Raw genomic sequence first — 12107 nt, forward strand, 5'->3', positions numbered from 1 at the left:
CAACAGCGGCGAGCGCCAGCGCCCCCCGAACGGGGAATGCGCGGGCGCTCGCCGCTGTTGTCTACCGATGACGGGACGGGGCTCGGCGCCCCGCCCACCGGACAGCTCGGAGGAGCCAGAGGCAGATGGCAGGAACAGGGATGAACAAGGGTCGAGGGGCGCGCGGCAGTGACGACGAGATCGTCTACCGCCGCCACGCGAACGGACGCGGCATGGTCGCTCCCGGATCGCGCGTCTCGGCGACCGCGTACGTGGAGACCGGCGCCTACGTGGAGCCCGGCGCGACCGTGGGCGAGCGCGCCTGGATCGGCGCGGGCAGCTGGGTCGACCGCGACGCCATGATCGGGCACAGCGCCTTCATCGGCGCGAACGTGCACGTCGGGCCCGAGGCGATCATCGGACCGGGGGCGCGGATCGGGAGCTACTCCCGCATCGGACGCTCGGCCGTGATCGCGACCGGCGCCCGCATCGACCGCGACACCGTGGTGCCCGACGGCGCCCGGAAGGGCATCGACGAGGCGAGCGAGAGCGGCCGCCGCGCGGCCTGACCCCCACGACCCTGTTCCGCCGGCTCCCCGGAGCGGCGGAATAGGGTCGTTCCATGTTCGAACTCCACCACCTCAGCGCCCAGGAGCAGTGGGACTGGCTGCAGCGCGGAGAGGTCACGCCTCTCGAGCTCGCCGATCACTACCTCGCCCGGATCGAGCGGTGGAACGGGGAGCTGGGCGCCTTCGCCACGGTGACCGCCGATCGGGCGCGGGAGCGGGCATCAGCGCTCGGCACCGGGCCCGGAACCGCTCCGCTCTGGGGCCTGCCGAGCGGCGACAAGGACCTCTGGCGGCGCGCGGGCGTGCGGACCGCATTCGGATCCCGGCTGCGCGAGCACCACGTGCCCACCGCCTCCGACGAGATCGTCGAGGTGCTCGACGCGGCGGGAGCGGTCAGCCTCGGCAAGACCGCGGCGCCCGAGTTCGGGATGCCCTCCTACACCGAGACGCGCATCGGCCCGCCCGCCGTCACGCCCTGGGACACCCGCCTCGGGGCCGGCGGATCCAGCGGAGGAGCGGCGGTCGCCGTCGCCGCGGGACTGCTGCCGTTCGCCCCCGCCTCGGACGGCGGCGGGTCCATCCGCATCCCCGCCGCGGCCTGCGGTCTGGTGGGACTGAAGCCCTCCCGCGGACGCGTCGCCGCGCTCTCCGGCATCGGCGGGGTCGGCGGCCTGACGGTCGCCGGGCCGATCACCCGCTCGGTCGCCGACGCGGGCCTCCTGCTCGAGGGCATGCTGGAGCGGACGAACGGCCGCCTTCCGCAGCGCTGGTCGCTCGGCGCGCCCGGCGACGGCGACGGCTCGTTCCTCGGCGCCGCGGTGCGCGGAGAGGGGCGCTTCCAGATCGGCGTGCTGACGGACTCGCCCTGGGACGAGGAGTACGAGATCGCTCTCGCTCCGGAGGCGCGCGCCGCGCTGGACGAGGGGATCGCCGCGCTGGCCGCCCTCGGCCACGGGCTCGAGGAGGCGTCGCTGCCCCCGAGCGCCCCGTACCCCGCCGCGTTCCGGACGCTGTGGCAGAGCGGCGCGGCGACCCTGCCCGTCGAGGGCGCGGACCTCGATCTGCTGGAGACGCTGACCCGCTGGCTGGTGGAGGAGGGACGCCGGCGCTCCGCCCGCGAGATCGTCGAGGCGGCGTCCTGGCTCTCGGGCTACGAGCGCGCGGTGATCGCGGCGTTCTCCGGCGTCGACGCGGTCCTGACGCCGTCGCTGGCGATGACGCCGCGCCCCGTCGGCTGGTACGACCTCGAGGATCCCGAGCGCAATTTCGAGCAGCAGTGCCTCTACACGCCGTACACGTCCTTCGTGAACGTGAGCGGCCTCCCCGCGATCACCCTTCCGCTGAGCACCACGGAGGAGGGCCTGCCGATGGGAGTCCAGCTGATCGGGCGACCCGGCGGCGAGGCGACGCTGCTGGCGATCGGCGCACAGCTCGAGCGGCGGGCGCGCTGGCAGAGGCGGCACCCGCCGCAGTGGTGACGGGGCAGGCCGCAGTCGTGACGGGTCCGGGTGCGGCCGCACGGCGGATGGTCAGGTCCGGCTCTGGTCACTGAGGTAAGCCTTGCCTATACTCGAACACGATGTGCATGTTCGAGGACCGTGACGGCTCCGCGCCGGTCGACGTGAAGCAGTTCCTGATCGCGGGCGACGAGACCGTCGTGCCGTGGATCCAGAGCATCCTCGACACCCTCCCCGCGAACGCCCGCGGCCAGGTCTTCGTCGAGGTCGACGACGCGCGCGGACTGCCGCCGCTCGCCGCCCCCGGACGGGTCTGCGTCACCTGGCTCGGCCGCTCCGAGCGCTCGGGCGCCCCCGGCACCGGTGAGCGCTGCTCCCGCGGAGTCGCGCTCGACCGCGCGGTCCGGGCCTGGGTCGGCGAGATGTCGGTCGTCGACGGCGACTACCCGTGGGCCGACGGCCGCCACGACTTCTGCGCCTGGATCGGCGGGGCCGGCCCCGTCGTCGCCGAGCTCGCCGCCGACGTGGAGGCGCGCCTGCGCACCTCCGCCGAGCACGCCGCGCGCTGACCGTCCGCCGGGCGTCCCGGCTGAGTGTTAGGCAAGGCTTACCTTCTGTGCGAGACTGAGGCGATGCCTCCGACGACCGCCGCCCCCGCCCGACCGGCCTACCGGCCGTACCTCGCGACCGTCGCCGCAGCGACCCGGATCGCCCCGCACTTCATCCGCGTGACCCTCACCGGCACCGGCCTCGACCACGTCGGCTGCACCGGCCCCGACCAGCGCATCAAGCTCGTCGTCCCCACCGACGCCTCCGACGCCCCCGCCTTCCTCGCCTCCGTCTCGGACCCCGACGGACCCGACGGACTCGACCCCGACTGGTACGGCCGCTGGCGACAGCTCCCCGACGAGCTCCGGAACCCGCTCCGCACCTACACCATCCGCGCCGTCCGCCCCGAGGACGCCGAGGTCGACATCGACTTCGCCGCCCACGGCGACACCGGACCGGCCTCCGCCTGGGTCGAGAGCGCCCGCGCCGGCGACCAGATCGTCATCATCGCGCCCGACACGCGCTCCGACCTCCCCGGCGGCGGAGTCGAGTTCCACCCCGGCGCCGCCACCTCCCTCCTCCTCGCCGGCGACGAGACGGCCGTCCCCGCCATCGCCGCGATCCTCGAGAGCCTCGACGACGACGCCACCGGAGCCGCGTTCCTCGAGGTCCCCACCGCCCACGACCGCCTCCCGCTCCGCCACCCCGCCGGCGTCCACGTCACCTGGATCGTCCGCGCCGACGCGGCAGCCCCCGGAGCGGCCCTCGGCGACGCGGTCCGCGCCTGGGCCACCCGCTTCCTCACCGCCCACCACCGCGGCGTCGACGTCAGCGACATCGACGTCGACCACGAGATGCTCTGGGAGGTCCCCGACGAGAGCACCGACCCCGGCCTCTACGCCTGGATCGCCGGAGAAGCCGGCGCGGTGAAGCTGATCCGCCGCTGCCTCGTCACCGAGCTCGGACTCGACCGGAAGCGCGTGGCGTTCATGGGGTACTGGCGCCTCGGCCGCCAAGAGTCCAACTGACCCGGAGCGCCGCAGGGCGACGTTCTGCGGCAATGTCGTCGGGCGCGATACCGCCGGTATCGCTTCCTCCTCCGCCTTGCAGAACGTCGCCCTGCGACGCTCCGGGCGCTGCTCGTAGGGGTGCGGCGCGCCGGGGGCGCGACCGCGGGGGACGGCGCGCCGGGGGCGCGACCGCAGAGGGTGCGGCGCGCCGGGGGCGCGACCGCGGGGGACAGCGCGCCAGGGGCGCGACCGCGGGGGACGATGCTGATCGAGTGGACCTCGCAGAGGGCGTCTCGAGAGTCACTGCCGACGGACCTCGCGCGTGATCGAGCGGTTCTCGGGTGCCTGGCGAGTCGGGCGACCGTGCCCGGACATGCTGATCGGATAGCACTCGGAGAGGGAGTATCGAGATCCAGCCCCGACCGACTTCGGCTGATCGAGCAGCTCGCCGGCACAGACCGAGCCCGACGACCGCGCGCAGACCTGCTGATCGGGCAGCCCTCGGAGAGGGCGTGTCGAGATCCACCCGACGAGCGCGCCAGGTGCTCCGCGCCGCCCCCGCGTCGAGTCGAAGTCAGCGGGGAGCGGCAGCGGGCTACAGGGTGGGCGAGACGCCCACGAGGCGGCTGGAGAGGGTCCAGAGGTCGTGGGCGAGAGCGCGGTCGCGGGCCTGGGGGTTCAGGGAGCCGTGCGGCGTCAGCTGGTCGAAGTAGGTGCCGCTCGCGGCGCCTACATCGGGCTCGGAGGCGAGGGTGATCAGCGGTACCGCACCCGCCTCGGCGGAGATGCCGAAGGAGCCGACCGAGAGGCTCGTCATCAGCTTCATCATCGTGCTGTCGGCACCGAAGCTCGTCGAGACGACGCCCGGGTGGAACGAGTACGCGTCGACCGACGTCGTCAGCAGGCGCTCCGCCAGCTCGCGGATGAAGAGGATCGTCACCAGCTTCGACGTGCCGTACGCCCGCCAGCCGCCGAGCCACGGACCGCGGCGGTTGTCGAGGTCGTCGAGCCTCAGGCGACCGAAGCGGTTCGCGAGGCTCGCCGTGGAGACGACGCGGACGCCGGCCCGCTCCCTCGAGGTCTCGATCATCCGCGGGAGCAGGAGCCGCGTGAGCAGGAACGGCGCGAGATGGTTGCTCTGGATCGTCCGCTCGTGGCCGTCGACCGTCTCGGCGCGGTGGGAGACGAGCCCGCCCGCGTTGTTCGCCAGCACGTCGATCCGCTCGTAGCGCTCGAGGAGGCCGTCGGCCAGGGCGCGGACGTCGTCGAGCCGGTCGAAGTCGGCCAGGAACGCGTCCCCTCCCACGTCGGCGGCGACCGCGCGGGTGCGCTCGGGGTTCCGCCCGACCACGGCGACGCGGGCACCGGCGGACGCCAGCGCTCCCGCCGCGACCCGGCCGATGCCGGAGCTCGCTCCGGTGAGGACGACGACGCGCCCCGTCATGTCAGTGACCACGGAGATATCCGCCCTTCTCGAGACCGGCTTCGATCTCGAATCGATTGCGCAGCGGATCGCGACCCGCCACCGTGTACGCGAACGGGAACCACATCCCGTAGAGCCGCCACTGCTCCTTGTGCACGGCCTCGTGCTCGAGGACGCTGTCGGAGACGTTGGTGCCCGTGAGGTAGCTCGTGCCGACGCAGGACCCTCCGCGGCCGAACGCCCAGGAGGGCAGACCGGTGAAGACGACGAGGCCGTGGCTGCGCCGGATCGGGCCCGTGCTCCACAGCGCGCCCCAGGCGAGTCCGACCGCGCACGCGAAGAGGTAGCCCGGCCGGGTGATCGCCGGATCCAGGGCCACCGTCGCGACGGCTCGACGGAGCGCGCTCACGCGCTGTCGCGTCCGTAGGTCTCGAGCAGCCGCAGCCAGACCTCGCTGATCGTCGGATAGGAGGGGACCGCGTGCCAGAGGCGCGAGAGCGGCACCTCGCCGACGACGGCGATCGTCGCGGAGTGGATCAGCTCGCCGACCTCCTTGCCGACGAAGGTGACGCCGAGGACGACCTTCCGGTCCTCGTCCACGACCATCCGCGCGGTGCCCGTGTAGCCGTCGGCGGCGAGGGCGGCGCCGGCGACCGAGCCGATCTCGTAGTCGACGGCGCGGGTGCGGTAGCCGGCCTTCTCGGCGGCCGCGGCGGTCAGGCCGACCGACGCGACCTCGGGGTCGGTGAAGACGACCTGCGGCACGGCCTCGTGGTCGGCGGTCGCGACGTGCGCTCCCCAGGGGGCGTCGTGGACCTCGGCACCGGTGGCGCGCGCGACGATCACGTCGCCGGCCGCACGGGCCTGGTACTTGCCCTGGTGCGTGAGCAGTGCGCGGTGGTTCACGTCGCCGACCCCGTAGAGCCACGGACGCCCGCCGCCGAGGGGAGCACCGTCGCCGCCCAGCACGAGCATCGTGTCGTCGACCGTCAGCGAGGAGCCGGGCTCGAGGCCCACCGTCTCGAGGCCGACGTCGCGGGTGTGCGGGGCGCGGCCGGTCGCGGCGAGCACCTGGTCGGCCTCGATGACGTCGCCGCCCTCGAGCGTCACGGCCACGGTGCCGTCGGACCGGCGCTCGACCGAGACGGGCGAGTCGCCGAGGCGCAGGTCGACGCCGAGCTCCTGGAGCGCCGAGCCGACGAGCTCGCCGGCGAAGGGCTCGAACGGCGCGAGGAGTCCGCTGCGGGCGACGAGCGTGACGGAGGAGCCCATGCCGGCGTAGGCGGTCGCCATCTCGGTCGCGACGACTCCGCCGCCGATGACGACGAGGCGCGGCGGCACCTCCTCGGCCGAGGTGGCCTCGCGGCTCGTCCAGGGGGATGCCGCGCGCAGGCCCGGGATGTCGGGGACGACGGCGGTGGTGCCGGTCGCGACGGCGACGGCGGAGCGGGCGCGGAGCACGCGCACCTCGCCGTCGGGTCCGGTCACGGTCACCTCGCGCTCGCCGCTCAGGCGGCCGTGCCCGCGGACGAGCTCGATGCCGGCGCCCTCGAGCCACTGCACCTGGCCGTGGTCGTCGAAGTGGCTGGTGAAGGAGTCGCGGCGGGCCAGGAGCGCGGGCACGTCGACTCCTCCGCTCACCGCCTGCGCCGCGCCGGGGAGATCACGGGCGGCGCGGAGCGCCATCGGCGGCCGCAGCAGCGCCTTCGAGGGCATGCACGCCCAGTAGGAGCACTCGCCCCCGACGAGCTCGCTCTCGACGACGGCCGCGGTGAGGCCGCCCTGGACCGCGCGGTCCGCGAGGTTCTCGCCCACCGGCCCTGCTCCGATGACGATGACGTCGAACTCGTCCGTCGTGCTGCTCATGCTGTCTCCCTGGGGTTCCCGGAGGCGTCGAGCCCCGTCGTCGGTGGGTGCCCGGCGCTCAATGCGCCGGCACGATCTCGGCCCGCCAGCCGTCGTAGCGGCCGCCGTGGCTCTCGACCGCCTCGATCACCTGGCGGAGGAACGCGGTGGTCGACTCCTCGTCGACCGCGGCGTGGTGGCTCGCGACGAGGACCTGCCTCAGCCGAAGCCGCGAGATCGCGATCTGGAAGCCGGAGGCCACGAGGACGCGCCCGGCGCGCCGTGCGGTGCTGCGGCGGGAGAAGACGGCGAAGTGGTCGACCTCGCGCAGCTCCCACACCTGGTCGCCGTAGCGGAGCCGGATCTCGAGCTGCTGCGCGGCGCGCTCCTGCTGCGCCTCGAGGGAGGAGCCGCCGGGCGCCGTGACGGTGGTGCTCTCGTCGCTCATCGTCCGGTGAACTCCGCCGTCGTGCGCTGGAGGAAGGCCTCGGTGCCGATGCGCGCGTCCTCGGACGCCGCGAGACGCGCGAGCGCCCCGGGGAGCGCGGCCGCGGCCTCGGCGTCGGACGCGGCGACCGCGAGCCGGGCACTGGCCAGGGCGGCCTGCACGGCGAGCGGCGCCTGCGCGGCGATCCGGGCGGCCAGAGCCCAGGCCGCCTCGGCGACCGTCCCGTCGGGGACGACCTGCTGCACGAGGCCGATGCGGTGGGCCTCCTCGGCGTCGAAGAGGTCGCCGGTGAGGATCCAGCGCATCGCGTCGCCCCAGCCGACGGCGCGGGGGAAGCGCAGCGTCGCTCCGCCGAAGGGCAGGATGCCGCGGGCGACCTCGATCTGGCCGAAGCGGGTGGACCGCTCGGCGAGGACGACGTCGCTCGCGAGCGCGAGCTCGATGCCGAGCGTGAGGCAGGTGCCCTGGAGGCCGATGACCACCGGCTTGCTCACGGGGCGGGTGCGCAGGCCCCAGGGGTCGAGCCCGCCCTCGGGCACGAAGTCGAGGCCGTCGGAGCCCAGGCGGGGCCCGATGTCGGCGAGGTCGAGCCCGGCCGTGAAGTGCCCGCCCTCGGCGAGGACGACGCCGGCGCGCAGCTCCGGGTCGCGGTCGAGCTCGCCGTACGCGGACGCCAGCTCCGCGAGCAGCCGCAGATCGGCGGCGTTGCGCTTCTCGGGCCGGTCCAGCACGATCGCGAGCACGGTCCCGCGCCGCTCGGTGCGCACGCGCGGTCTCTCGTCGCTCATCGTTCCTCCGCTCGGTCGCGTCCGACCATCTTGCCGGGTGCCGCCGACACGCGCTCGGGCTTGCGCGCCGATGGCAGGGCTCTCTCAGGCCCCGCGGGACAGAGCGCCGAGGAGGCGGAGGATCGTGGGCAGGTCGTCCTCGGCCGCCGTCGGCGACGACGGGGCGAACGAGGTGACGCCGGCGCCCGCGAGCGGGAAGCGGGACCGGAGGGCGTCGAGGCTCGCGACGAGGCGCGAGGCGGGAACGCCGAAGGGCACCGGGTCGAACAGCCCGGCGAGATCGGCGGGGTCGAGCACGTCCAGATCGAGGTGCACGTAGACGGAGGCGGCACCGGTCGCCTCGACCGCCGCGACGAGCGACTCCGGGTCGAGGGCGTCCGCGGGCAGCACCGCGGCGCCCCGCTCGACCAGCCGCTCGAGCTCGCCGTCGTCGGCGGAGCGGACACCTCCGAGGACGACGCGCTCGTCGGCCACCCGCTCCTCGGCGCCCGCGCTCAGGAGGCCGACGCCGCGTCCCAGCGCGGCCGAGAGGACCATGCCGCAGAAGGCGCCGCTGGGGGAGGACTCGGGAGTGTGCGCGTCCGGGTGGGCGTCGAGCCAGACCAGCGCGACCGGGCCCGGTGCCGAGCGCACGGCGTGCCCGATCGCCGCGAACTCGACGCCGCAGTCGCCGCCGATCGTGATCACGGGACCGGTGCGGCCCGAGAGGGCCTCGCGCACCCGCTCGGCGACGGTGGCGACCGAGGCGTAGCGGCGGATGCCGGTGTCCTGGGCGTCGCCCGCCTCGGCGGGGATGTCGAGGGTCGTGGTGGCGGAGGAGGGCAGATCGCCCCGGATCGCCTCGGCTCCGTCGACGAGGCGCATCGCGCGCGTCGACGCCGAGCCCTGCCACTGGGGGACGACGAGGAAGGAGGCCATGTCCCTCACTATGGCACGCGCGCCGCTGGCGGGTGCCTGCGTCCTCAGGCCGCGGGCAGGCCTCCGGGGACGGCCGCGGGGCGGAGCGACGGGGGCGCGCCGTCGAGGTCGACCAGGGCCTCGTCGAGTGCGGAGCGGGCGCGGTCGGCGGCGGCGCGGGCCTCGTCCAGAGCGCCGGCCGGATCGCCTGCCGCACGGCGCACCGCGGTGTCCAGCTGCCCGAGCGTCTCCTCGGCGAGGATCCGGGGTGCCGCGGTGATGCGCTCGCCGTGCACGGCGGCCAGGAGCAGCACCGACTCGGCGCCGAGCCGGGCCGCGGTGCGCGCCGCCTCGAACAGCAGGAGCTGGCGCTCGGCCTGGGCGCGCGGCTCGCGGTATCCGGAGACGACGGCGTCCAGAGCGGAGTCGGCGTCGAGCAGCAGGACCAGCAGCGCGGCCGGATCGTGGCGGGCGCCGGCCGACCGGGCGTCGTCGGCGTCGAGGAGGAGCGACCGTGCCGCGGCGCACGCGACGGCCACGTCGGCGGCGGAGGCGAGCTGCGCCGAGGTGCGCAGGTCGGAGAGGGTGGCGGCCCGCTCCAGGTCGTCCCGCACGGAGCGCTCGACGCCGCTCAGCTGCACCTCGGCGCGGGTCACGAGTCCGACCAGCGAGTCGACCGCGTCGAGCAGGGCACCGGGATCGGGGGAGCCGCCGGCGGCGACGTGCTCGACCGCCTCGCGCAGCGGTCGGACCCGGCGCTCGGGAGTGGTCCCGGCGAGGACGGAGACCTCGGAGCGCGCCTGCTGCACGCGCTCCAGGAGGGACGGGCTCGGCGAGGTCACTCCGTGATCGTACGGCCGGAGTGTGACACCGCGTGACACGGCGGTTCGACCGGCGGCGGCGGTGTGCCCAGGATGGAGCCATGACCCGCTCGCTCGCCATCGTCGAGGTCGCCCGCGTGCGACCGGGCCGCGAGGAGTACCACGCCTACGTGCAGATCCTGAACGGCCGCATCCTCGCCCTCGCGCACGAGCGCGGCTGGCGGGCGGAGCGCTTGGCCGCCGAGGAGCTGGGCACGGAGGAGCTGCTGGCGCGCACGGCGGGGGCGGACGCCCTCGTCCTCGCGGGCGGCGAGGACATCGCTCCCGAGCAGTACGGCGCCGACCGCGGCTACCCGGCCGAGGGCCCCCACGCGGAGCGCGCCGACGCCGCCCAGATCGCGCTGGTGCACCGGGCGCTCGCCCGCCGGACCCCGCTGCTCGGCATCTGCCGCGGCCTGCAGATCGTCAACGTCGCGCTCGGCGGCACGCTGGTGCAGGACCTGGGTCCGGAGGCGGAGCACGTCAACGCGGCGGCCCCTGCTCACCAGCGCATGCACCGGCACGAGGTCGGGCTCGCGGCGGGCTCCGTGCTCGGCGGGCTCTTCGGATCCGAGGCGCTCGCGGTGCAGAGCGCGCACCACCAGGCGGTCGACCTGCTCGCTCCGGGGCTGCGGGTCGTCGCCCGGGCGGAGGACGGCGTGATCGAGGCCGTCGAGCACGTCGCGGCCCCCCTCGTGGGTGTGCAGTGGCACCCCGAGGACCCGGACGCTCCCGCCGGTCAGCTGGCGACGCTGCTCGACGGGCTGGCGCTCGCCGCCGCCCGCGGGGAGTTCGCGCTGCCCCTCGCCGCCTGAGCGGCCGGGGCTCCCCGCGGGCGACCGGGCTCAGCGGGTCAGTCGGGCCATCCACGCCTCGATGTCGTCGGCCGAGCGCGGGATGCCGGCCGAGAGGTTCTCGGCGCCGTCGGCGGTGACGAGCACGTCGTCCTCGATCCGGACGCCGATGCCGCGCAGCTCCTCCGGGACCGTGAGGTCGTCGGGCTGGAAGTAGAGGCCGGGCTCGATGGTGAAGACCATGCCCTCCTCGACCAGTCCGTCGAGGTACATCTCGCGCCGTGCGCGGGCGCAGTCGTGCACGTCGAGTCCGAGGTGGTGGCTGGTGCCGTGGACCATGTAGCGGCGGTGCTGCTGGTTGTCGGCCTCGAGCGCCTCCTCGGCGCTGACCGGCAGCAGGCCCCACTCGGCGGTGCGCCGCGCGATGACGGCCATCGCCGCGGCGTGAACCTCGCGGAAGCGGATGCCGGGGCGGACGATCGCGAACGCGGCGTCGGCCGCCTCCCGCACCGTCTCGTGCACCCGGCGCTGGGCGTCCGTGTAGCGGCCGTCCACCGGGAAGGTGCGGGTGATGTCGGCGGTGTAGTAGCTGTCCTGCTCGACGCCGGCGTCCAGCAGCACCAGCTGGCCGGGGCGCACCGGCCCGTCGTTGCGCGTCCAGTGCAGGATGCAGGCGTGGGGGCCCGCCGCGGCGATGGTGTCGTAGCCGACCGCGTTGCCGTCGGCGCGCGCGCGTCCGTTGAAGACGCCCTCGATCAGGCGCTCGCCCTTCTCGTGGGCGATGATGCGCGGCAGGTCGGAGAGGACGTCCTCGAAGCCGCGGCCCGTCGCGTCGACGGCGGCGCGCAGCTCGGCGATCTCGTAGGCGTCCTTGACCAGGCGGAGCTCGGCGATGTCGCGCTCGAGCGCCGCGTCGCGGTCCGCCCGCTCGTCGGCCTCGACCGCGTCGAGACGGACGGTCACCGCCGGGTCGGCCTCGCGCAGCACGGCGAGGGGGACGCCGTCGTGCGCGTCGAGGACCGCGTCGAGCTCGGCGATCCCGCGGGTGGCGAGGCCGAGATCGCTCGCGACCTGCGCGAGCGACGGACGCGGCCCGATCCAGAACTCGCCGATCTCGGGGTTGGCGTAGAACTCGTCGGAGTCGCGGCCCGCGCGCTCGCGGAAGTAGAGCGTCGCGCTGTGGCCGGACCCGGCGGGCTCGAGGACGAGGACCGCGCCGGGCTCGGAGTCGGAGCCCCAGCCGGTGAGCCAGGTGAAGGCCGAGTGCGCACGGAACGGGTAGTCGGTGTCGTTCGCGCGCTGCTTGAGGCGGCCCGCCGGGACGACGATGCGCACGCCGGTGTGCAGCGCGGAGAGGCGCTCGCGGCGGGAGGCGGCGAAGGACGCCTGCTCGCGCGGAGCAGGCAGCGGCTCCTCCCGCTCGGCCCAGCCGGACGCGATGAAGTCGCGGAAGCGGTCGGAGGCGGGGGTCGTCGAGCGGTTCGCGGT

At 75.0% G+C, this 12107-nt stretch carries 12 protein-coding genes and 1 pseudogene; 5 read left to right on the forward strand and 8 right to left on the reverse strand.

Annotation, left to right across the window (positions count from 1 at the left end):
* The first annotated feature begins 140 nt into the window (after positions 1–140).
* The 4 genes from C5C39_RS16630 to C5C39_RS16645 all read left to right on the forward strand — a co-directional run bounded on the left by C5C39_RS16630 (position 141) and on the right by C5C39_RS16645 (position 3582).
* Positions 141–548 carry a transferase gene (locus tag C5C39_RS16630; protein WP_104334124.1) on the forward strand — a complete coding sequence of 136 codons (408 nt, stop codon included), beginning with the start codon at positions 141–143 and terminating at the stop codon, positions 546–548.
* A 53-nt stretch (positions 549–601) separates the two neighbouring features.
* Positions 602–2026 carry an amidase gene (locus C5C39_RS16635; RefSeq protein ID WP_104353907.1) on the forward strand — a complete coding sequence of 475 codons (1425 nt, stop codon included), beginning with the start codon at positions 602–604 and terminating at the stop codon, positions 2024–2026.
* A gap of 107 nt (positions 2027–2133) precedes the next feature.
* Complete coding sequence (locus tag C5C39_RS16640) at positions 2134–2574, forward strand: SIP domain-containing protein (RefSeq protein ID WP_181027263.1); 441 nt, start codon at positions 2134–2136, stop codon at positions 2572–2574.
* A gap of 63 nt (positions 2575–2637) precedes the next feature.
* On the forward strand, positions 2638–3582 hold the full coding sequence (locus C5C39_RS16645; RefSeq protein WP_104353908.1) for a siderophore-interacting protein: 945 nt from the start codon (positions 2638–2640) through the stop codon (positions 3580–3582).
* A gap of 577 nt (positions 3583–4159) precedes the next feature.
* On the opposite strand, the gene C5C39_RS16650 is transcribed toward C5C39_RS16645, so the two are convergent.
* The 7 genes from C5C39_RS16650 to C5C39_RS16680 all read right to left on the reverse strand — a co-directional run bounded on the left by C5C39_RS16650 (position 4160) and on the right by C5C39_RS16680 (position 9807).
* On the reverse strand, positions 4160–5020 hold the full coding sequence (locus C5C39_RS16650; protein WP_244230659.1) for an SDR family NAD(P)-dependent oxidoreductase: 861 nt from the start codon (positions 5018–5020) through the stop codon (positions 4160–4162).
* Entirely contained in the window at positions 5010–5396 is a 387-nt protein-coding gene (locus C5C39_RS16655; protein ID WP_104227423.1) for a Fe-S oxidoreductase, read from the reverse strand. The genes C5C39_RS16650 and C5C39_RS16655 overlap by 11 nt, the downstream gene beginning before the upstream one ends.
* On the reverse strand, positions 5393–6853 hold the full coding sequence (locus C5C39_RS16660; RefSeq protein WP_104353909.1) for an NAD(P)/FAD-dependent oxidoreductase: 1461 nt from the start codon (positions 6851–6853) through the stop codon (positions 5393–5395). Before C5C39_RS16660 ends, C5C39_RS16655 begins: the two co-directional genes overlap by 4 nt.
* Positions 6854–6911: 58 nt before the next feature.
* Positions 6912–7280, reverse strand: a complete 369-nt coding sequence (locus tag C5C39_RS16665; protein ID WP_104225032.1) for a ribonuclease E inhibitor RraB — start codon at positions 7278–7280, stop codon at positions 6912–6914.
* Entirely contained in the window at positions 7277–8068 is a 792-nt protein-coding gene (locus C5C39_RS16670) for a crotonase/enoyl-CoA hydratase family protein (protein ID WP_104256199.1), read from the reverse strand. Before C5C39_RS16670 ends, C5C39_RS16665 begins: the two co-directional genes overlap by 4 nt.
* Positions 8069–8152: 84 nt before the next feature.
* A complete protein-coding gene (locus C5C39_RS16675) occupies positions 8153–8986 on the reverse strand; it encodes an arginase family protein (protein ID WP_104248221.1) in 834 nt (277 codons plus the stop codon).
* 44 nt (positions 8987–9030) lie between these two features.
* Complete coding sequence (locus C5C39_RS16680) at positions 9031–9807, reverse strand: hypothetical protein (protein ID WP_104319967.1); 777 nt, start codon at positions 9805–9807, stop codon at positions 9031–9033.
* A 194-nt stretch (positions 9808–10001) separates the two neighbouring features.
* Here C5C39_RS16680 and C5C39_RS16685 point away from each other — a divergent pair.
* Positions 10002–10640: pseudogene (locus tag C5C39_RS16685) on the forward strand (gamma-glutamyl-gamma-aminobutyrate hydrolase family protein); the annotation flags it as partial.
* Positions 10641–10670: 30 nt separating this feature from the next.
* Here the strand turns inward: C5C39_RS16685 and C5C39_RS16690 are convergent.
* Positions 10671–12107 (reverse strand): aminopeptidase P family protein (locus C5C39_RS16690; protein WP_104353911.1); only part of this gene is annotated, 1437 nt, incomplete at its 5' end.

Source organism: Rathayibacter sp. AY1F3 (assembly GCF_002931975.1).
Taxonomy (GTDB): domain Bacteria; phylum Actinomycetota; class Actinomycetes; order Actinomycetales; family Microbacteriaceae; genus Rathayibacter.

What these genes read in the sequence shown, in the direction of transcription:
- C5C39_RS16630 (WP_104334124.1), top strand. Translation starts at nt 141, where the DNA reads ATGAACAAGGGTCGAGGGGCGCGCGGCAGTGACGACGAGATCGTCTAC.
- C5C39_RS16645 (WP_104353908.1), top strand. Translation starts at nt 2,638, where the DNA reads ATGCCTCCGACGACCGCCGCCCCCGCCCGACCGGCCTACCGGCCGTAC.
- C5C39_RS16640 (WP_181027263.1), top strand. Translation starts at nt 2,134, where the DNA reads ATGTTCGAGGACCGTGACGGCTCCGCGCCGGTCGACGTGAAGCAGTTC.
- C5C39_RS16670 (WP_104256199.1), bottom strand. Translation starts at nt 8,068, where the DNA reads ATGAGCGACGAGAGACCGCGCGTGCGCACCGAGCGGCGCGGGACCGTG.
- C5C39_RS16675 (WP_104248221.1), bottom strand. Translation starts at nt 8,986, where the DNA reads ATGGCCTCCTTCCTCGTCGTCCCCCAGTGGCAGGGCTCGGCGTCGACG.
- C5C39_RS16665 (WP_104225032.1), bottom strand. Translation starts at nt 7,280, where the DNA reads ATGAGCGACGAGAGCACCACCGTCACGGCGCCCGGCGGCTCCTCCCTC.
- C5C39_RS16635 (WP_104353907.1), top strand. Translation starts at nt 602, where the DNA reads ATGTTCGAACTCCACCACCTCAGCGCCCAGGAGCAGTGGGACTGGCTG.
- C5C39_RS16660 (WP_104353909.1), bottom strand. Translation starts at nt 6,853, where the DNA reads ATGAGCAGCACGACGGACGAGTTCGACGTCATCGTCATCGGAGCAGGG.